Annotated in this window: 15 protein-coding genes; 8 read left to right on the forward strand and 7 right to left on the reverse strand. The window is 68.1% G+C overall.

What is annotated here, in order from left to right; genetic code table 11:
- Positions 1–14: 14 nt before the first annotated feature.
- Both CKW34_RS01990 and CKW34_RS01995 read right to left on the reverse strand, forming a co-directional pair.
- On the reverse strand, positions 15–734 hold the full coding sequence (locus tag CKW34_RS01990) for a TenA family transcriptional regulator (protein WP_059383140.1): 720 nt from the start codon (positions 732–734) through the stop codon (positions 15–17).
- A 41-nt stretch (positions 735–775) separates the two neighbouring features.
- Entirely contained in the window at positions 776–1,225 is a 450-nt protein-coding gene (locus CKW34_RS01995; protein WP_006552488.1) for a GlcG/HbpS family heme-binding protein, read from the reverse strand.
- Between the two features lie 327 nt (positions 1,226–1,552).
- On the opposite strand from CKW34_RS01995, the gene CKW34_RS02000 reads away from it, so the two are divergent.
- Entirely contained in the window at positions 1,553–3,205 is a 1,653-nt protein-coding gene (locus CKW34_RS02000; RefSeq protein ID WP_059383139.1) for a PucR family transcriptional regulator, read from the forward strand.
- Here the strand turns inward: CKW34_RS02000 and CKW34_RS02005 are convergent.
- Positions 3,192–4,664 (reverse strand): MFS transporter, encoded by a 1,473-nt coding sequence (locus CKW34_RS02005; protein WP_080968307.1) that lies wholly within the window; start codon positions 4,662–4,664, stop codon positions 3,192–3,194. The two genes, CKW34_RS02000 and CKW34_RS02005, sit on opposite strands and share 14 nt — an antisense overlap.
- 327 nt (positions 4,665–4,991) lie before the next feature.
- Here CKW34_RS02005 and CKW34_RS02010 point away from each other — a divergent pair, with 327 nt between their 5' ends.
- Positions 4,992–6,569, forward strand: a complete 1,578-nt coding sequence (locus CKW34_RS02010; RefSeq protein WP_059383138.1) for a TRAP transporter large permease — start codon at positions 4,992–4,994, stop codon at positions 6,567–6,569.
- A 40-nt stretch (positions 6,570–6,609) separates the two neighbouring features.
- Here the strand turns inward: CKW34_RS02010 and CKW34_RS02015 are convergent, their stop codons facing one another.
- Entirely contained in the window at positions 6,610–8,208 is a 1,599-nt protein-coding gene (locus CKW34_RS02015) for an FUSC family protein (RefSeq protein ID WP_059383137.1), read from the reverse strand.
- Positions 8,209–8,818: 610 nt separating this feature from the next.
- Between CKW34_RS02015 and CKW34_RS02020 the strand changes: the two genes are divergently transcribed.
- From CKW34_RS02020 to CKW34_RS02030, 3 genes are all read left to right on the forward strand, one after another.
- Positions 8,819–9,514 (forward strand): hypothetical protein, encoded by a 696-nt coding sequence (locus tag CKW34_RS02020; protein WP_059383136.1) that lies wholly within the window; start codon positions 8,819–8,821, stop codon positions 9,512–9,514.
- 70 nt (positions 9,515–9,584) lie between these two features.
- Complete coding sequence (locus tag CKW34_RS02025) at positions 9,585–11,525, forward strand: sensor histidine kinase (RefSeq protein WP_059383135.1); 1,941 nt, start codon at positions 9,585–9,587, stop codon at positions 11,523–11,525.
- Positions 11,522–12,226, forward strand: a complete 705-nt coding sequence (locus tag CKW34_RS02030) for a response regulator (RefSeq protein WP_059383134.1) — start codon at positions 11,522–11,524, stop codon at positions 12,224–12,226. The genes CKW34_RS02025 and CKW34_RS02030 overlap by 4 nt, the downstream gene beginning before the upstream one ends.
- Here CKW34_RS02030 and CKW34_RS02035 read toward each other — a convergent pair.
- Positions 12,181–12,897: a GntR family transcriptional regulator gene (locus CKW34_RS02035; protein WP_059383133.1), complete on the reverse strand. Its 717-nt coding sequence runs from the start codon at positions 12,895–12,897 to the stop codon at positions 12,181–12,183. The two genes, CKW34_RS02030 and CKW34_RS02035, sit on opposite strands and share 46 nt — an antisense overlap.
- Positions 12,898–13,236: 339 nt before the next feature.
- On the opposite strand from CKW34_RS02035, the gene CKW34_RS02040 reads away from it, so the two are divergent.
- Positions 13,237–14,451 (forward strand): acetyl-CoA C-acetyltransferase, encoded by a 1,215-nt coding sequence (locus CKW34_RS02040; RefSeq protein ID WP_016695648.1) that lies wholly within the window; start codon positions 13,237–13,239, stop codon positions 14,449–14,451.
- Positions 14,452–14,474: 23 nt separating this feature from the next.
- On the forward strand, positions 14,475–16,622 hold the full coding sequence (locus CKW34_RS02045) for a 3-hydroxyacyl-CoA dehydrogenase NAD-binding domain-containing protein (RefSeq protein WP_080968306.1): 2,148 nt from the start codon (positions 14,475–14,477) through the stop codon (positions 16,620–16,622).
- A gap of 92 nt (positions 16,623–16,714) precedes the next feature.
- On the opposite strand, the gene CKW34_RS02050 is transcribed toward CKW34_RS02045, so the two are convergent.
- Positions 16,715–18,022, reverse strand: coding sequence for a class I SAM-dependent methyltransferase (locus CKW34_RS02050; RefSeq protein WP_059383132.1), 1,308 nt, complete (start codon positions 18,020–18,022; stop codon positions 16,715–16,717).
- Complete coding sequence (locus CKW34_RS02055; protein WP_059383131.1) at positions 18,019–19,479, reverse strand: FAD-binding oxidoreductase; 1,461 nt, start codon at positions 19,477–19,479, stop codon at positions 18,019–18,021. The genes CKW34_RS02050 and CKW34_RS02055 overlap by 4 nt, the downstream gene beginning before the upstream one ends.
- Positions 19,480–19,627: 148 nt before the next feature.
- Here CKW34_RS02055 and CKW34_RS02060 point away from each other — a divergent pair, with 148 nt between their 5' ends.
- The gene (locus tag CKW34_RS02060) at positions 19,628–20,062 is read left to right on the forward strand and encodes an SRPBCC family protein (protein WP_059383209.1); all 435 of its coding nucleotides are present in this window, start codon (positions 19,628–19,630) and stop codon (positions 20,060–20,062) included.
- The last annotated feature ends 36 nt before the right edge of the window (positions 20,063–20,098 follow it).

The raw sequence follows: 20,098 nt of genomic DNA on the forward strand, positions 1-20,098 counted from the left end.
TCCCGCGCATCGGATCAGGCGGACGCCAGCTCCAGATCGGGGGCGACGTACGTGTCGTACAGGCCCTTCGTGTACGAGTAGCGCATCTCCGCTCCCCAGCGGACGAGCTGCAGGCAGCGCTGCTGCAGCTGCGGGGTGTCGGCGCAGTCGAGAACGATCTGGTAGCCGCGCTCGCCGTGCACCACGTCCGAGGTGATGTGCAGGTCGAAGAACTCGATCTCGTCCTCGGTGAAGCCGTACACCTCGCGGAGCGGGACGATCTGCTTCTTGTAGATGCTCGGCACCTGCGATTCGAGGCCCACGACCAGGGCCGCGGTGGCGACGACGAAGTGTTCACGCTGGGACACCGCGTAGCACCACGCCTGCAGTCCGCGGGTGACCGCGTTCATGTTGTTCGGATCCTCGACGCGCTCCTTGGTGGTGCCGCACGCCTCGGCGAACTTGATGAGCAGGTCGGTGTGCCGGATGTCGGCCAGCTCCTCCTCGTACATGTTCTGGAGGGTGAAGTCCTTGGCGTCGGTGAAGTGATCGGGGGTGTTGGAGTAGATGTTCGCCAGGTAGTCGGCGAAGGGGCCGACGTAGTGGTAGTGGTTCTCGGCCCACCGGGCGAAGTGGTGCTTCTCGAGCTTGCCCTCGGCCCACGCCTTGCTGAACGATGCGTTCTTCGCCTCGCGTCCCTTGATGGCGTCTTCGAGTGCGGCGCGGAATTCGTCGCGTCCGAGCAGTTCGGTCATGATGATGCCTTTCGATGAGGAGGTCGTGCGGGGGGATGCGATCAGGCGTTGATCGCGGAGGTCAGGGCTTCGAATTCGGCGATCATGGCGGCACCGACCGCCTTGTCCTGCTCGCCGTTGCCGCCGCTGATGCCGACGGCGCCGACGATCTGTCCGTCGTAGACGAGGGGGAAGCCGCCGACGAAGATCGCGAACTTCCCGGGGAGCATGTGACTGATACCGAATGCTTCGTTGCCGGGGAGAGCGGGTCCGTTGGGACCCTCGTTGAACAGGTGGGTGGCGCGCTCGTGGCCGGCGGCGGTGAACGCCTTCGCCATGGCGATCTCGACGCCGGTGAGGCGAGCGCCGGGAAGCCGGTGCAGAGCAATGACGTTCGCGCTCTCGTCGCAGACACACAGGGTCTGCTTGACGCCGATCTCCTCGGCCTTCGCGCGGCCGGCGGCCAGCAGGGGGAGTGCGTCGTCGAGGGTGATGCGGTGGATTCGATGCATTGGTCTCCACTTTCGAAGTCGGGTCGGAGAGTCGGACGATTCCTGGTCCGCGTCGGGATCCGGGTGCGTCCCGCCGATGCCGCGTCGCTGAAGTGTCGGCGGGTGCCGGAGCGGTGGAGCGGTGTGTCCGGCGTGGCTCATTTCTAACAGGGCCGTGCGCCGATGGGGACGGTCAAGATCACCGTTGTTTTCGGGATTCGATGTACACAGTGCACATGTGTCTGGGACGCATGACTCTGGTAACTGGTGTAGAAAGTGCACACCGCCACGGTGTCGGCCGGCCACCCCCTCACGGCCCGCCGATGCTCCCGATGGAAGCAGGTCCCCATGGAATCGAGCCCGCGTCTGACAGTCCGAGGACTGCTCGACGAACCGCTCATGGAGGGCGCCCGGGTCGTGGATCGAGAGGCCGATCTCGACCGGGCGCTCACCTGGGTGCTGCCGTTCGGCGAGGTCGTCGGCCGATTCGACGATCTCACCGGTGTCGCCGTGTACATGCGGCCGGAGGCGCTCGCCGACAGCGCACACGCCCTGTCCGCGCTCGCGGCCCGCGACGCGGCGGCACTGGTCGTCGACGGTTCGGTGCCCGCCGGAGTGCCCTGGCCGCCAGGGCTGGTGGTGATCGAACTCGACCTGCCCGTCGGATTCGCGGCACTCAACCGGTTGCTCGCCGAGCGGTCGCTGATGCAGGAAGTCCACGTCATGCGCTATTCCGCGCACGTGCACTCGACGCTCGCCGGTCTGCTGCACCGCGGCGCGGGACTGAACCTGCTCGTCAAGGAGGTCTCGGCGCTCGCACAGCATCCGGCGATCGCGCTCGACGCGCGTGGTCAGGCCGTCGCCTTCCACGGAGTGGATGTTGCTCGGGCGGAAGAGATCTCGGAGGTCCTGCACAAGCAGTTGTCGACGGTGACGGCCGCGGATCGTCACGCGCACCACGACACCCGCGTGCTGGAGGAGGTTGTCGGAGGCGCGCCCTGGACGTGCACGGCGAGCACCATCCGGCTCGGCAAACGGTTCGAGGGCTGGGTGGTGGTGCTCGCCTCGGGGACGTCTCCCGGACCGCACGAACTGGCCCAGCACGCGGTCGTCACCGAACAGGCGACGGCGATCATCGGTTCGGAGATGCTGCGTCAACGCAGCGTCGACGAGGCCGAGGAACGGGCCCGCGGCGATTTCGTGCAGGCGCTCGTGCACGGCAGTTTCACCAGCCAGCACGACATGCAGGCGCGCGCCGAGTACCACGACATCGATCTCACCTCGACGTTCGCGGTCTTCGTCGCACCCGGTTACGGGGAGAACCCGGCCGGTCCGGGCGGCGACGAATCCGGCGGGCTGCTGCGGTTGGCCCGGTACGCGGCCAGCGTCCTACCCCATCCGTCGGTGCGTTCGTACGTCACGGTGATCGGCGACGTCCTGGTGGTGGTGCGATCACTCCGCTACCGCGACCCGCGCGACGTCGAACTCGAGATCGCCGAGTACGCCGACGCGGTGTCGCAGGATCTCTCCCGCCGGCGCGTGCGCCCGGTGCCCGTCGCCCACGGCGTTCCGGCCGTCGGCGCGGACCAGATCCGCGAGAGCTACCGGCAGGCCCGCGTGGCACTCGGCATCGGGCAGCGGCTCGGCATGTCGGGTTCGGTGGCGTACCGCGATCTGCGGGGTTACGGCGTGCTCGAGCTGGTCGCCGAGACCGATCGCAGCCGCAGGTTCGTCGGCGACGTCTTCGGATCGCTCAAGCCGGGCACCGACCTGTACGACACCCTGTCGGCCTATCTCGCGGCCGGCGGGAACGTCAACGCGGCGGCACGGGAGCTGTCGGTCCACCGCAACACGATGCTGTCGAAGCTCGACCGGATCTCCCGCGCGATGGGGATGGACGTCCGGCTGCCGGAGAACCAGTTCACAGCCTGGCTCGCCGTCCGCCTCGAGCTTCTCGACCGGCTGCGCACCTCGGTCGAGAACGAGATCAATTACCGCTGAGAGCGGTCGACTCGGAACCGGTCGGTGCGTGATCCTCGGGGTCGGCTCCCAGGAACGACGCGGCGAACCCCGCGCACACGACCACGGCGCACACCGCGAAGAGCGGTCCCACCGTCCACGAACCGAGTGCGACGGTCACCCACGCCGCCCCGACCGCCGAACCGCCGAAACGGATCAGGTTGAACACCCCCAGACCCGTCCCGCGCTCGCCCGCCGGAGAGCGCGTCGAGCCGGCCGCCGCGGGGGTCTGCACGGCAGCGATGCCGGCACCGGTGATCGCGAGGACGGTCGCGACGAGCCACAGGCGCGGTTCGTCCGCCGAGAGGACGACGGCGAGCGCGATCTGACCGACGAGGAGCACCACCAGTCCCGCCCGCAATATCCGCCGTGCGCCGACGCGGTCGACGGTGCGGCCGACGACCGGTGCGAGGACCGCCATGACTGCGGGCAGTGCGAACAGGATCGCCCCGGCCGTGGCCGTCGACGCGCCCGTCGCGTGCAACCGCAGCGGCACCGCCAGCAGAGCGGCGCCCAGGCAGAACATCTGCGCGAAGGCGGCGGCCGCGCTCCGCGCGAATCTGCTCTCGACCAACAGTCGGACGTCGACGAACGGCACGTCTGCGCGTAGGCAGTGCACGACGAAACCGACCAGTACGACGATCGAGACCGCCAGGGCGATCCCCGCGACGGACGTGGGAACACCTGCTTGTCCGAACATGCTCAGTCCCAGCACGACTCCGGCGGAACCGAGGGTCAGTGCGATCGCACCGGGCACGTCGAGGGTCATCCGGCGGCCGGGGAAGATCGGGATCCAGCGCAACGTCCCGGCAAGACCGATCAGTGCAATCGGGATCATCGGGACGAATACCCATCGCCAACCCCAATGTCCCGCAACGAAACCGCCGAGGGTGGGGCCGATGGCCTGACCGAGCCCGTTCACGGTGGCCCACGCGCCCACCGCGCGTGCGCGTCGATGCGCGCCGAACAGCCACGCGATCAACCCCATGACAGCAGGCGCGAATGCAGCCGCCGCGACTCCGCCGAGGGTGCGCCAGACCACGAGGATCTCGAGGGTCGGCGCGGTCGCGGCTCCGGCAGCGCAGATCGCGGTGCCGAGCAGGGCACCGCAGTAGACGCGACGCCGACCGTATCGGTCACCGATGTACCCTGCAAGGGGCATTGCCGCAGCAAAAGTGAGAAGGAAGCCGACGGCCAGTAGTGCGCCGTCTTCGAGGCTTGCGTCGAAGTCGGAAAGTATCTGTGGCAGTGGGACATTGATGATGTTGTTGCTCAGTGTCCCGACGAGGGTTCCGGCGAGCAGAGCGGACAGTGCCAGGGGAGTACCCGTATCCGTCTCGGCTGCCGGCGCTGCCGGTGTATCGGTGCGAGTGGTCATCGAACTCTCCGGAACCTCGGGGAACTGCACGGCACGGTTCGTGCCGTCGAACCACTTTCGCACTGCGCTACGGTCGGATGCATCGTCATCGCGGGGTGGATGTGCACATCGGATCCGGAGGAACCGGTGCAGAGTGCACATTCGGCGACGTCGTGGGGGCGTCGGCGAGCGCGCGACACATGTTCGTAGCAATATTTCACATCCGAGCGCCGCGTCGTTACGAAATTGCAAAAGTGGAACACAGTGCACAGCTAGCGTGGCGGGCAATGTGCACCGTTCTCGTTGACCGAGCACGGGCCGTAGCGGAAAGTTCCCCCAATACATCGAGTTCCCCATTCACCGTCCACGAACACAGCCCGACTCGTTCCACCCCCTGTCGAAGGAATCGCCTTGGACGTACAACTCACCGCCGCGCACTGGGTCTACCTGGCCGGCATCCTCGTCATCCTGGCCACCATGGCCCTGCGGAAGAACATCGTCGTTCCTGCAGTCGTCGCAACCTTCCTGACCGCCCTGACGTTCTCCGGCAGCATCGTCACGGGACTGTCGGCCATCTTCAACGCGAGCCTCGTCGCGGCGAAGGAACTGTTCAATATCTTCCTCATCATCGCGATGGTCACGGCCATGCTCGGCGCGCTGCGCCAGCTCGGCGCCGACCGGATGATGGTCGCGCCGTTCCGGCGGGTCATGCGTGCGGGCACCAGCAGCTTCCTCGTCCTGGCCGCGGTCACCTACGTGATCTCCCTGTTCTTCTGGCCCACCCCGGCCGTGCCCCTCGTCGGCGCGGTGCTCATCCCCGTGGCGATCCGCGCGGGCATGTCCCCGTTGTCGGTGGGCATGGTCATCGCGATCTGCGGTCAGGGCATGGCGCTGTCCTCGGACTACATCATCAAGGTGGCGCCCGGCATCTCCGCATCGGCTGCCGGCGTCGAGGCCGACGCCGTGGCGGACAAGGCCATGGTCCTGTCCCTGATCGTCGGCGGCACGGCTCTGCTGATCACCTACCTCGTGCAGAAGCGGCACTGGCGTGCACCGTCCCCCGACCTCCTCGTCGAGTGGGAGGCCGAAGCCGACCGCGGCATCGGCGAGACCCGTGACGACTCCTCGGGCGACGGGGGCGGCTCCCGTCCTCCGCGTCGGCCGGAACCCGCCGGCGGCCCCAGCGGCGGTGGCGGAGAGCAGGCGGCGACGGCCACGGCGGTGCTCGTGGCGCCGTCCGATCCGATCGCCGACCCCGACACCGAAGCGGAGAAGGAGCGCCGCGGTACCGCGAAGGCGTTTGCGATGCTCGTGCCGCTCGCCTACCTCGCGTTCATCGTCTACCTGATGCTGGGCAAGTTCACCGAGGTCGTACCGCCGCTGCAGGGTGGTGACGCCGCCGCGATCGTGGGTGGGATCGCAGCGCTGATCCTGTTCGCCGCCGCAGCGTCGACCGACCGCGGAGGTTTCCTCGAGACCACCTCGGACCATCTCGTCGACGGCCTGGTCTTCGCCTTCAAGGCCATGGGCTGCGTCCTCCCGATCGCCGGCTTCTTCTTCATCGGCAATCCGGAGTTCGCGGGACCGATCCTCGGCATCTCCGCCGACGCCGCAGGCCCGGCGATCCTGTTCGACCTCGTGACCACGGTGCAGGCGCACCTTCCGCAGAACGCCTTCGTCACGTCCTTCGGCATCCTGCTCATCGGCCTCGTCGCCGGACTCGACGGGTCCGGATTCAGCGGACTGCCCCTCACCGGTGCGCTGTCGGGTGCTCTCGGCCCGGCCGTCGACGTCGACCCGTCGACGCTCGCGGCGATCGGTCAGATGGGCAACATCTGGGCCGGTGGCGGTGTCATCATCGCGTGGTCCTCGCTGGTCGCGGTGGCCGGTTTCGCCCGGGTGCCCGTGCTCGATCTCGCCCGCAAGTGCTTCCTGCCGGTGATGGCGGGTCTGATCCTCTCGACCGTCTTCGCAGTGCTGGTGTTCTGACGACGGCGCGTGTTCCGACGGAAACGACCGGGTCCCTGCTTCAGGGGCCCGGTCGTTCCGGCAGGGTCAGGATCCGGTAGCCGAGTTCGTGGAGACGGCGGTGCTCGGTCCAGCGCTCCCGGGTCCACGCCGGCTCGGTGTGTGCGGCGATGACGGCCGCGGTAGTGGAGGCGTGCAGGTCGAACTCGAGGTCGCGGCGCAGTTCGGGCAGCTCGCGCGCGTCCGACGACGCGGCGATCCTCGTAACGGCGTCGCGCACGCGGCCGTCGGCGAAGTCGAGGACGCGGCGGTGGGCCCGGGGGAGCACACCCCACAGCACCGCGAGCGCGACGAGGACTCCGACGACGGTCTCGAGGAAGCGGTCGCGCGCGACCGTCACCAGATCGCCGGGGGCGCCCAATCCGCCGAGGACGACGACGAGCGGGGTGATGAAGACCATCGCCAGGCCGTAGTTCCGCACCAGGAACATCTCGGTGCCCGCCATCACCGCGGCCAGCACCGCGACGAGGGCGATCCCACCCGGATGGAAGGGCGTCAGGCAGGCGACCAGGACGAGCCCGAGCACGGTGCCGAGGAAGCGGTGCGCCGCCCGGTAGGAACCGAGGATCCGATCCGGTCCCTGGTGCAGGATCATCGCGGCCGTGATGACCGCCCAGTCGGGGCGTCCGACACCCAGTGCGATGGCGATCGTCCCGGCGACCGGTCCCGCGACGAGCAGGCGCACGGCGATCGTCGCCGACCGGCTGCGCAGGTGCGCGGCACGCGCGAGGCGGTACCGCACGGAGGGACGTCGCAGCGGGGTCCGCAGCCGCAGGTCGTCCTCGGGAACCGCCTCGTCCCGCGGACGCTCGTCCAGTGTCTCCGCGCATCGGAGGTGCGCCGCGCACAGTGCTTGCTCCAGCGGATGCCCCGAGCCGACGAGCCCGGCGTCGTGCAGGCACTGCCACGCCGCGTGCAGATCGTGGACCGCGGCGCGGCGATTCCCGGGGGAGTTCTCCTCGAGGACCGCGTCGACGGCGGCGACCGCAGCGGCCACCGCGGTGCGTTCCGGAGTCCGTGGCCGGAACGGAGCACCGGACAGGGAGACCACGACGGCCGTCCCCGCTCCGATCGTCGTCCATGCCGAGACCGTCGGGACGGACACCCCCAGCGCGGGGAGAGCGGATGCGATCTCGAGGGACAACAACATCAGGAACGCGCCGGGCGCACCCATCCGCAGCGCGTCGACGACGAAGGCGCACCCCGCGACGGTCACCGTCATCGCCGCGACGACCACCAGGTACCACCACGCCGGCCCGCCTGCGGCCAGCTCGTGATGGACCACCGACCCTGCGAGGGCACCGATCGTCGCCAGCGTCACGAGCACCGTCCCGATGACGGCGACCGCTCGGGCACGGACACGATAGGGGCGCTGCTCGCCGTAGACGACGGCGAAGGCACCGAGTGTGGCGATGGCGGAGACGGCACCGAAGCCGAGGGCGACACCCACGAGACCGGGTACCGCGACGGTGGCGGCTGCGCGTGCGGCGCCGGGCCACCGGCGTCCCTGCCTGGGAACCGACAGTATCGCCGTCCGCAACGGGGCGGGCGTGGGCAGCGGCAGGTCGACGACCCGATGATCTCCGCTCGCTTCCGCCACGTCGTACCACCTTAGGAACCGGCGGGGCAGTGTCTCCCGTCGGCAGGCGCGCATGAGGCGCAGGTCACTGGGCTGATCCGCCACATTTCCCGACGGAATATCCGCCCCGGAATTCCGCGACGTTCGAATTGCGAACGTATCGAATTCGTCGGTTGAAAATGCATCGACTCGCATATTTCTCGTAAATGGGATAGAAGAGGGGAGCGCCTGTTTCGAAGTCGGGAGAAATTCGCCCGGCCCCGTGAAAGGACATTTCATGACACTCAATGTTGTGCTGTTGTTACTGGTACTGGCTGCGGCATTCGCATCCGTCGCCGCTCTTCATTCGGCGGACGAGCGCCGCACCCGAAATCCCTGAGTGAATTCGGAGTGACGCGGATCCGGCAGCCCACGGAAATATCCGCGTCGACATCCTCCGATCGGGGGGGAGGTTGTGTGCGTTTTCGTCGGGAGAATCGCACACAACCTCCGCCTCGTTCGTCCTGCCCGGAGAGGGCGCGAGCGGTGGTCCCGGAAGGTCGGGACGGCCGTCCCTTCCACCCGGGACACCGGGCGCCGGATCGTTCCTTCCACGACGCGCAGGGCGTCGCACCGATCCGAAGGGACCCTTATGAACACTCTCGGCACCGAGACCGAACCCCTCGCGCCGATCGCCCCCGACCGTCGTGGCCCCGGTTCGCTCTGGGCGTGGACGGGTGCGGTTGCCGGACTCGCCGGCGTCGTGGGCATCCAGGCGAGCATGGCGATGAGCGCGGCGTACAACGAGCGTACCGCCGGCAACGCGGTGGCGATCATGACCGAGTTCGCCGGGCAGCGCACGGCCATGCTCGTCATGCACCTGACGTTGATGGTGTCGACGACGCTGCTGCTCGTCTTCGCCGCCGGACTGCAGCGTCGGCTGCGCGCGGGCACTCCGGAGTTCAGCCTCGTGCCGACGGTCGCGGCATTCGGTCTCGTGCTCACCTCGATCGCGACCCTCATGGGCACCGGGCTCGACACCGAGTTGCTGTTCGGCCTCGGCAACACCGATCGGATGGTGCCCGAGGTGGCGGTCTTCGCCTCGCACTGGATGGGCACCATCCCGTGGCTGTGGGTCGGTGCCGGAGTGAGCGGCATCGCGGTCGCGGTGGCCGCCCTGCGTCACCGCGCGGCGCCCCGGTGGATCGGTTGGGCGAGCGTCGTTCTCGGTGGTCTGACCCTGCTCCTCGGCATCTCCCCGCTGCAGTACATGGCGGGCTTCACCGGCCCGGTGTGGGTGCTGGTGGCCGGAGTCGGATTCGCCCTCGCGGACCGGCGTGCACGTTAGTGCCACTGCGAGCAGCCCAGCGGCGTATACCGGCCGCATCGAGGACACAGTGGTGCATACTCACCGCACCATGAAGGGCACAGTCGGCACAGTCGCGACGAACGGATCGGCGGGTACCGGGGCTCCGGTACCCGCCGCCGTCGTGGCCGTCGCCTCCTGGTTGCTCGCCGTCGCGGCCGTCGTCGTGTTCGTCGCGGCCCGGCCCGCGCTCGATTCCGACCAGCTGTTCTTCCTCGTCGACGTGGTCGGAGCCGCCGTCTACGGGACGGTCGCCGGGGTGATCCTCGCCCGCCGGGTCCACGCCGTGCCGATCCTGCTGGCCGTCGCGTCGATCGGTGTCGGCGTGGCAGCGGTGTCCTACAGCTGGACACAGCTCGCCCTCGTCCGCCCCGAACTGCCCGTCGGATTCCTCGGGCCGCTGCAGAACACCACCTGGATCCCCGGGACGCTCGCGTTGTTCCTCGTGGTTCCGTGGCTCGTCCGCGACCGCCCGGCAGATCCCGTGATACGAGCCGGGATCGGCCTCGGCATCCTGACGATCGCATGGTTCTTCTGGGCGCGCACATTCACCGACATCGCCGACATCCGGTTCGTCGGACCCGTTGTGGCGGTAGGCTTCCTGACTGCCGGGCACGTCGAGTGGCGGCGCCGCCACGCCCCCGACGGCGAACGGTCCGGGACGGGATGGCTCGCGCTCGGCAGTGCCCTGATGACGGCCTCGTACATCCCGCTGGCGGTCCCGGACGTGCCGTGGATGCTCACGCCGTTACTCCACCTCGCGACGCAGGCCTTCTATCCGGTCGCGATCCTCGCCGTCGTACTGCGCCAACGACTCTGGGGCATCGACCTCGCCGTCGGCCGTGCCGCGCTCGCCGGCAGTCTCACCGCCGTGCTCGTCACCTGCTATCTCGCGGTGACGGTCGCGGTGTCGTTGGTGCTCCCGAACGAATCGGTCTTCGCCCAGGCGGTCGCCGCCACCGCCGTCGCGCTGGCCGTGCAGCCGGTGCGGATGTGGCTCGGCCGGAAGGTGCACCGCCTCGTCTACGGCGACGGCGTCGACCCGGCACGCGCGGTCCGGATTCTCGGGCGGCACTTCGCCGGTGCCGATTCCCCCGACCTGCTGCTGGGCGAACTCGCCGCCGGCATCGGTACCGCACTGCGCCTCGAATCGGTCGAGGTGCGCCGAGGCGGCGACGTGATCGCACGCTGGGGGACCGCGACCGGACCCGTCGAGGAGGTGCCGGTCGGTTCCGGCGACGCCACCCTCGCCGTCACCGCACCCCCGGGCGAATCGCTCGGGACACGCAGCCGGCGGGCGCTCACCGAACTCGCGACCGTCGTCGACGCCGGTCTCGTCGTCCTGCGGTCGGCCGAGGACCTCGAAGACGCACGTCGCCGCCTCACCGAGGTGAGACTCGAGGAACGCCGCACCATCCGCCGCGAACTGCACGACGGTCTCGGCCCGTCGCTCGCCGGGGTGCGGCTCGGCCTGCAGGGCGCACGCAATCTCGTCGCCACCGACCCGGAAGCCGCGGCCGGACTCGTCGATGAACTGCTCCGCGAACTCGACCGGCAGGTCGACGGTGTGCGCGAGCTCTCGCGCAGTCTGCTGCCCCCGGTCCTCGACGAACTCGGCCTCACCGCCGCACTCGACGAACTCGTGATCACCCACGCCCGTGCGGGATTCCGTGTCGACCTGCAATCCGACCTCCCCGCCGGGGTGTCCGGGCCGATCGCGTGGGCCGCCTACGGCATCGCCTCCGAGGCGATCATCAACGCACGACGGCATTCCGGCGCCGACGAATGCACGGTGCGGGTCGCGGCGGAGGGCGACCTGCTGGTCCTCGACATCGTCGACGACGGACGAGGGCTCGCGACCGACGCACGCGTCGGGGTGGGGACGCAGAGCATGCGGGAACGGGCCCGGGAGGTCGGTGGAACGGTGGGCATCGAGCCCGGTGACCCCCGCGGTGTCGTGGTGCGGGCACGGCTACCCTGGTCCGAATCATGAGCGACAACGGAGCGATACGCGTTGCGGTCGTCGACGACCATCCCGTCTTCCGCCTCGGTATGGCGGCACTGCTGGGCACCCTCGACGGGATCGACGTCGTGTGCCAGGCGAGTTCGGTGGGGGAGGCGCTCGAGGTCGTGACCGCGGACGTCGACGTCGTGCTCATGGACATCGAACTCGGCGACGGATCGGGGATCGACGCGACCCGCAGCATCCTCCGGAAGTCGCCGGGCACCCGGATCCTGATGGTCACCATGCACGAGGACGAGGACATCCTCGTCGCATCGATCCGTGCCGGTGCGTCGGGTTATCTCGTCAAGGGGGCCGATCCGTCAGGGGTCGAACGGGCGATCCGGGCCGTGGCCGACGGCGAGATGATCGTCGGTGCGGCGGTCGCGGCGAAAGCCCTTGCGGCGGTCGCGACCTCCCGCAACACCTCGGCGGCCTTCCCGGACCTGACCGAACGGGAGCGGGAGATCCTCGATCTCGTGGCCCGCGGACTCGACAACGCGGCGATCTCCCGCCGGCTCGTGCTCAGTCAGAAGACGGTGCGCAACCACGTGTCCAACATCCTCGGCAAGATCGGTGCCGCCGACCGGGCGAGCGCGATCGTGCGTGCGCGGGAAGCAGGCCTGGGCGTCGACCGACCTGCTGCTCAGGGAGTGACGGTCGTGACGAACGACATCCGGTCGCCGCGGTAGAGCGACCGGCGGTGCTCGATCGGCACGTCGTTCTCGTCGTAGGAGGTCCGCTCGAGCAGCAGCATCGGGGTGCGCGTGTCGGCGTCGAGCAGCGCCGCCTCGCGCGCATCCGGCAGCGTGGTCTCGATCCGCTCGACCGCCCGCGCGAAGGTGATCCCGTACGAACGGATCGCGGCGTACAGCGACGACGACGGATCCAGCGTCCGGCGCAGCTCCGGAAAGCGGTGTGCGGGAAGGCGTGTGCGTTCGAGCCCCACATGCACTCCGTCGGTGAGCAGGACACGTTCGAGTTCGAGGACGGGATCGCCGGGCTCGAGACCGAGACGGCAGGCCAGCTCGTCGTCGGCGACGAGGTCGGTCCACGCGACGAGCACACGCCCGGCGCTGCGCCCTTCGAGCAGGGCGGCCTCGGTGTAGGAACCGATGACGAGGGGCTGGACGATCTTCGGTCCGGCGACGACGGTGCTGCGGCCCCGCCGTTCGATGCGACCGTCGACGAGCAGTTCGCGCAGTGCCTGACGGACCGTTTCGCGGGCGACGTCGAACCGGGTGGCGAGATCGCGCTCGGAAGGGACCTGATCTCCCACGCTGAGCTGGTCGAGGAGGCACTCGACCTGGCGGCGCACGATCTGGTGCTTGAGCGTGCGCGCTTCGCGAACGACGGAGGCCACGTATCAAGCGTAGCCGGATTCCGGTCCACACCAACTGCTCACCACACCGGGCGCCGGAAGCCGGCAGCGCCCTGCGACGACGGACCCGTGGGCAGAGCCTGCCGCCGTGCCCGTTCCCGTCGGTGCGCTGGGGAAAGTGCTGTAAACGGGGCGGGATGGTGGGCGGCGATGCCTGTATGGGGCGGTGTCCGGACGTTCGGTTCGGTCACGGACACCGATCGCTTCGGTCCTTACCGCCGAGGGCCGTCCGCTTCTACCGTGGTGGAGGTTGGGCACGGCGGCCCTCTGCAGGGCCGTGGGTGCCATCGCTCCGCAAGCACGGGAAGGAACCTGCGCACTGTGACCACCGAGGCATTCATCTATGAAGCCATCCGAACACCACGCGGCCGAGGCAAGAAGACGGGCTCGCTGCATTCCGTCAAGCCGATCTCCCTGGTTACGGGCCTGATCGACGAGCTGCGTGTTCGCTTCCCCGACCTCGACGAGAACCGCATCTCCGACCTGATCCTCGGTGTCGTCGGCCCCGTCGGCGACCAGGGTGCCGACATCGCCCGCACCGCGGTCACCATCGCGAACCTGCCGGTCACCACGGGTGGCGTGCAGATCAACCGCTTCTGCGCGTCGGGCCTCGAGGCCGTCAACATGGCTGCGCAGAAGGTCCGCTCGGGCTGGGACGAGCTCGTCCTCGCCGGTGGCGTCGAGTCGATGTCCCGCGTGCCCATGGGCTCCGACGGTGGCGCGTGGATGCTCGATCCCGCCACCAACTACGACAGCTACCTGGTTCCCCAGGGCATCTCCGCCGACCTCATCGCGACCATCGAGGGCTTCACCCGCGAGGACGTCGACGCCTACGCACTGCGCTCGCAGCAGCTCGCGGCGGCAGCCTGGTCCGGCGGCTACTTCTCCAAGTCGGTCGTCCCGGTCAAGGACCAGAACGGCCTGACCATCCTCGACCAGGACGAGCACATGCGTCCGGACACGACCCTCGAGGGTCTGGCCAAGCTGCAGCCGTCGTTCGCGACCATCGGTGAGATGGGCGGCTTCGACGCCGTCGCGCAGCAGAAGTACCACTTCGTCGAGAAGATCAACCACGTCCATCACGGTGGCAACAGCTCGGGCATCGTAGACGGCGCGGCACTCGTGCTCGTCGGTTCCGAGCAGGCCGGCAAGGACCTCGGTCTGACCCCGCGTGCCCGCGTCGTCGCCACGGCCACCTCCGGTGCCGACTCGACGATCATGCTCACCGGCCCCACGCCGGCCGCGCACAAGGTTCTCGCCGCGGCGGGCCTGACGGTCGACGACATCGACCTGTTCGAGATCAACGAGGCGTTCGCCTCGGTCGTCCTGAAGTTCCAGAAGGATCTGAACATCCCGGACGAGAAGCTCAACGTCAACGGCGGCGCCATCGCGATGGGCCACCCGCTCGGCGCCACCGGCGCCATGATCACCGGCACCATGATCGACGAGCTCGAGCGCCGCGGAGCCAAGCGCGCCCTCGTCACCCTGTGCATCGGTGGCGGCATGGGTGTGGCCACCATCATCGAGCGCGTCTGACACCGGAAGGAATCTGAACAACAGTGAGCGACAACATGATTTCCTGGGAGAAGGACGCCGACGGCATCGTTGTGCTGACCCTCGACGACCCCAACCAGGGCGCCAACACGATGAACGAGCTGTACAAGGCGTCGATGAAGGCCACCGTCGACCGCCTGTACGAGGAGCAGGACTCCATCACCGGTGTGGTGATCACCTCCGCGAAGAAGACCTTCTTCGCCGGCGGCGACCTGCGCAACATCATCGAGATCGGCCCCGAGGACGCGCAGGCCGCGTTCGACGAGGTCCAGGGCATCAAGGCCGACCTGCGTCGCCTCGAGACCCTCGGTAAGCCCGTCGTCGCCGCTATCAACGGCGCGGCTCTCGGTGGCGGTCTCGAGATCGCCCTCGCGACGCACCACCGCATCGCCGCCGACGTCAAGGGTGTCCAGATCGGCCTGCCCGAGGCCAGCCTCGGCCTGCTCCCCGGTGGCGGTGGCATCACCCGCACCGTGCGCCTGCTCGGCATCCAGACCGCTCTGCTCTCGGTTCTGCTGCAGGGCAACAAGTACAACGCCGTCAAGGCCAAGGAGATCGGCCTGATCCACGACGTCGTGGGCAGCGTCGAGGAGCTCGTCCCGGCCGCGAAGGAATGGATCAAGGCCAACCCCGAGGGCGGCGTCCAGCCGTGGGATGTCAAGGGTTACAAGATCCCCGGTGGCACCCCGGCCAGCCCGGCGCTCGCCGCGAACCTCCCGGCCTTCCCCGCGAACCTGCGCAAGCAGATCAAGGGTGCCCCGATGCCGGCTCCGCGCGCCATCATGGCCGCTGCCGTCGAGGGCTCGCAGGTCGACTTCGACAACGCCTCGACCATCGAGTCGCGGTACTTCGTCGAGCTCGCCACCGGCCAGGTCGCGAAGAACATGATCCAGGCGTTCTTCTTCGACATGCAGTCCATCAACTCGGGCGCCTCGCGTCCGAAGGACGTGCCGAAGCGTGAGATCAAGAAGGTCGGCGTTCTCGGCGCCGGCATGATGGGCGCAGGCATCGCGTACGTCTCCGCCAAGGCCGGTTTCGACGTCGTCCTCAAGGACGTCACCCTCGAGGCCGCCGAGCGTGGCAAGAACTATTCGGAGAAGATCGAGGCCAAGGCCCTCTCGCGTGGCAAGACCACCGAGGAGAAGTCGAAGGCTCTGCTCGACCGCATCAAGCCGACGGCCGACGCCGCCGACTTCGCGGGTGTCGACTTCGTCATCGAGGCCGTCTTCGAGAACACCGAGCTCAAGCACAAGGTGTTCCAGGAGATCGAGGACATCGTCGATCCCGACGCGCTGCTCGGTTCGAACACCTCGACGCTGCCCATCACCGGTCTCGCGACCGGCGTCAAGCGTCCCGAGGACTTCATCGGTATCCACTTCTTCTCGCCGGTCGACAAGATGCCGCTGGTCGAGATCATCAAGGGTGAGAAGACCTCCGACGAGGCCCTGGCCCGCGTGTTCGACTACACGCTCGCGATCCGCAAGACCCCGATCGTCGTCAACGACAGCCGCGGCTTCTTCACCTCGCGCGTGATCGGCACGTTCGTCAACGAGGCCATCGCCATGCTCGGCGAAGGCATCGAGCCCGCGACCATCGAGCAGGCCGGTTCGCAGGCGGGCTACCCGGCTCCGCCGCTGCAGCTGACCGACGAGCTGAACATGAAGCTCATGCAGAAGATCGCGAAGGAGACCGAGGAGGCCGCCAAGCAGGGCGACACCAAGCTCGGCGCCTCGCGACACCCCGCACTCGACGTCGTCGACTGGATGATCGAGCAGGGCCGTCCGGGCCGCCTCGAGAAGGCCGGCTTCTACGAGTACGACGAGAACGGCAAGCGTCAGGGCATCTGGCAGGGCGTGCGCGATCACTACAAGACCGAGGCGACGCTCGATGTGCCGCTGCAGGATCTGATCGACCGCATGCTCTTCGCCGAGGCGATCGAGACCCAGAAGTGCTTCGACGAGGGTGTTCTCGAGACCACCGCCGACGCCAACATCGGCTCGATCTTCGGCATCGGCTTCCCGGCCTGGACCGGTGGTGTCGCTCAGTACATCGTCGGCTACCCGGGTGGCAAGGAAGGCTTCGTCAAGCGCGCCGAGGAACTCGCCGCCAAGTACGGCGAGCGCTTCAACCCGCCGGCGTCGCTGCGCAGCTGACGCACGCGACGGTTGTACGGAAGGGCTCCCGACGCCACGGCGTCGGGAGCCCTTCCCGTTCGCGTTCTTCTGTTGTCGTGCCGGCCGGACGACTAGGCGACCCACCAGGGCCGCAGCGGCGTCTGCGGCTTCTTGTCGTCGCCGAGCTTGACCGCGAGCACCTGGTGCAGCTGCACCACGTTGCGTTCGAAGCCGAGGCGGGAGCCGGCCATGTACAGACCCCATAGGCGGGCGGTGCCCTCACCGACCTCGGCGACGCAGGCCTCCCAGTGCTTCTCGAGGTACTCGCACCACCCCTTCAGCGTCAGGGCGTAGTGCTCGCGCAGGTTCTCCTCGTGCATCACCTCGAAGCCGATGTTCTGCGCCTCGGTGATGATGCGGCCCGAACCGGTGAGCTCCCCGTCGGGGAAGACGTACCGGTCGATGAAACCACCGGCCTTGGTGCGGGTGTTGTTGGTCGGCCGGGTGATGCAGTGGTTCAGCAGCAGACCGCCCACCCGCAGCTTGCTGTGGAGGAACCGGAAGTACGCAGGGTAGTTGGCGACACCGATGTGCTCGGTCAGGCCGATCGACGAGATGGCGTCGAACCCGCCCTCGGGCACGTCGCGGTAGTCGGAGTGCCGGACCTCTGCCAGCTCGCTCAGACCCTCCTCGGCGATGGCCTTCTGTGCCCACTCGGCCTGCTCCTTGGAGAGCGTCACGCCGAGGGCCTTCACGCCGCGACGAGCGGCGTAGCGCACCATTCCGCCCCAGCCGCAACCGATGTCGAGCAGACGGTCGCCCGGCTTCAGCCGCAGCTTCTCGAAGACCAGACGGTACTTGTTCTCCTGGGCGTCCTCGAGGCTCTGGTTCTCGGATTCGAAAACAGCGCAGGTGTACGTCATCGAGGGCCCGAGGACGTACTCGTAGAACTCGTTGGACACGTCGTAGTGATGGTGGATGACCTCGGCGTCGCGCGACTTCGAGTGGCGCAGACCCTCGGCGATGCGGCGCCAGCGCGGCAGGTGCTCCTGCGGCGGCGGTGCGATCGGCTTGAGCAGTTCGGTGCCGAGCGACCGGGCGATCTGCGCGAGAATCCGTGCCGGGGGGCGCTCGAGGTGCAGGTCGCCGAGCGAGGCGAGCAACTCGTAGGGGTTGCCGGGATGCACACCCTTGGCCTGGAGATCGCCCGAGATGTACGCCCGGGCCATGCCCAGATCGCCGGGGGCCGTGGCGATGTACGTCGCGCCCTTGGGTGATGCGAGATGCAGACCGTACGGGGAGTCCTCCGGCCCCGCGGCCGAACCGTCGTAGGCCGTGAAGCGCAGCGGCATGTCGCCGCCGGTCACGATCTCGACGATCTGGGCGAGCGCGAGTTTGTCCTCGGTGGACCGATCGTTCTCGGTCTTGAATATGGTCACTTTCTTTGCACCGCCTTCGAGAAGAGGTCCAGTAGACGGGACCGAGGGTCGTATTTCTGTTTGAGGGCGGGGTATTCACCACCGCCGTAATACAGTTTCTCGAACTCGTCCTTCGAGTAATAGGAGTCCGAGTAGAGCGATTTGTGCCCGTCGAGTTCGGCGACCTTCTTCTCGATCAACCGGTTGGCGGCGCCCTCCTCGGCGCCGGGCACGATGGGAACGGACGACCAGAACCCGACGTTCACATAGGCGCGCTTCGGCTCGAGCGGGTACAGCGGCCACGGACGCTGGGGGTCCGCGGTGCTCGGACGCCGGCCGTCCGGGGCCGACTCGATGTCGCGCAATTTCAAGGGGCACAACCAGATCGGCTCGATGGGGATTTCGTCGAGGAACCACTCGACGAACTCCCGCGTGCGTTCGAGCGGGACCTCGATGTCCTGCACGACGCGCTCGCGGGGCGGATTGCCCTTGCGCGCCTCGATCCGGTCGGCCACCGAGTACTTGTGGTCGAGCGCGATGAGCTTCCAGTAGAAACTGCTGCGCAGCAACTGCTTCGGCCACATCCGGCGGATCTTCGGGTTCTGGGCGCCGAAAGCCCGTGAGCACCAGAACCAGTCGGTGTCCCACCGCCACAGATAGTCGCGGATCGTGAGCCGATCCTCCTTGGGGCGGTTGACGGAGACGTGCTGGATCGACCGGTAGTAGATGTCCTGCCCGGTGTAATCGCTGACGGGACCCGGCTCGTCGGTCTGTGTGCCGAGCGTCAGGTAGCTCTCGGTCGCAGAGAAGACGACACCGTCGAGATAGTCGACCGGTGTGCCGTCCCAGGTTCGTTCGTCGACGATCCGCGCGAGGGCGGACTGCAGATCGGCGATCGTGTCGAAACGCAGGTGACGCAGTGCGACGAAACGCTTCACCGGTTCGAGTTCGATGCGCAGGCGCGTGGCGTACCCGAGCGAACCGTACGAGTTGGGGAAGCCGTGGAACAGATCGGCGTGCTCACCCTCGGGGCGGGCCGTGATGATCTCGCCGGACCCGGTGAGGATGTCCATCTCGAGCACGGACTCGTGGGGGAGGCCGTTGCGGAAGGAGGTCGACTCGATGCCGAGCCCGGTGACGGCGCCGCCGAGCGTGATGGTCTTCAGCTGCGGGACGACCAACGGCGCGAGGCCGTAGGGCAGCGTCGCGTCGACGAGGTCCTCGTAGGTGCACATGCCGGCGACGTCGGCGGTGCGTGCCTGAGGGTCGACGGAGATGACACCGCCGAGACCGGAGACGTCGAGCCTCGGCGCGTTCACCGCGGCGCGCGCTCGGAAGAGGTTCGACGTCTTCTTCGCGAGTCGCACGGGCGCGTCGGCCGGAATCGCGCTGTACGAGCGCAGCAGGCGGTCGACACCCTGACGGTGTACCGCCTCCCCGTACGGGACCTTCACACCTGACGATCTCGGCATCTGCATTCGACTCCTCGGAGCGGCGCATCAGTGGGTACGTCCACAATAGACCCGGCGGTCGCATCCGTCCCGGAACGCGCGAGGCAGGATGGATGTAGTCGTCACAGGCACATTCGAGCCCGCATCAGCACGGAAGAAGCAGAAGGAGTCGTTCATGGCACAGGTCAGTGCAAGCAGTTCGATCCAGTTGGCGGCAGCTCCCGAGGCGGTGCTCACCGCCCTGGCCGACTACGAGACCGTGCGTCCGCGCATCCTCACCGAGCACTACCGCGACTACCGCGTGATATCCGGCGGTCGCGGCGACGGCACCGTCGTGCACTGGATCCTCCAAGCCACGGAGAAGCGCCAGCGCGACGTGCAGGCCACCGTGTCGGTGAAGGGCAGTACCGTCACGGAGACGGATGCCAACTCCTCGCTCGTGACGACCTACAGCGTCGTGCCGAACGGGACGGGTTCGACGGTCGTGGTGCTCACGCAGTGGAAGGGCGCCGGAGGCGTCAAGGGCTTCTTCGAGAAGACGTTCGCGCCGCTCGGCCTGAAGAAGATCCAGCAGCAGATGCTCGAGAACCTGAAGAAGGAAGTCGACTGAGCCCGGTTCCGTCGACCTCGGCGTCTGTGCCGACCC

The organism is Rhodococcus rhodochrous (assembly GCF_900187265.1).
In the GTDB taxonomy this organism is placed as follows: Bacteria; Actinomycetota; Actinomycetes; order Mycobacteriales; family Mycobacteriaceae; genus Rhodococcus; species Rhodococcus rhodochrous.

Bases quoted from the DNA above. Each gene is read 5' to 3' on its own strand.
- CKW34_RS01995 (WP_006552488.1), bottom strand. From the start codon at position 1,225: ATGCATCGAATCCACCGCATCACCCTCGACGACGCACTCCCCCTGCTG.
- CKW34_RS02060 (WP_059383209.1), top strand. From the start codon at position 19,628: ATGGCACAGGTCAGTGCAAGCAGTTCGATCCAGTTGGCGGCAGCTCCC.
- CKW34_RS02020 (WP_059383136.1), top strand. From the start codon at position 8,819: ATGAACACTCTCGGCACCGAGACCGAACCCCTCGCGCCGATCGCCCCC.
- CKW34_RS02025 (WP_059383135.1), top strand. From the start codon at position 9,585: ATGAAGGGCACAGTCGGCACAGTCGCGACGAACGGATCGGCGGGTACC.
- CKW34_RS01990 (WP_059383140.1), bottom strand. From the start codon at position 734: ATGACCGAACTGCTCGGACGCGACGAATTCCGCGCCGCACTCGAAGAC.
- CKW34_RS02055 (WP_059383131.1), bottom strand. From the start codon at position 19,479: ATGCAGATGCCGAGATCGTCAGGTGTGAAGGTCCCGTACGGGGAGGCG.
- CKW34_RS02000 (WP_059383139.1), top strand. From the start codon at position 1,553: ATGGAATCGAGCCCGCGTCTGACAGTCCGAGGACTGCTCGACGAACCG.
- CKW34_RS02030 (WP_059383134.1), top strand. From the start codon at position 11,522: ATGAGCGACAACGGAGCGATACGCGTTGCGGTCGTCGACGACCATCCC.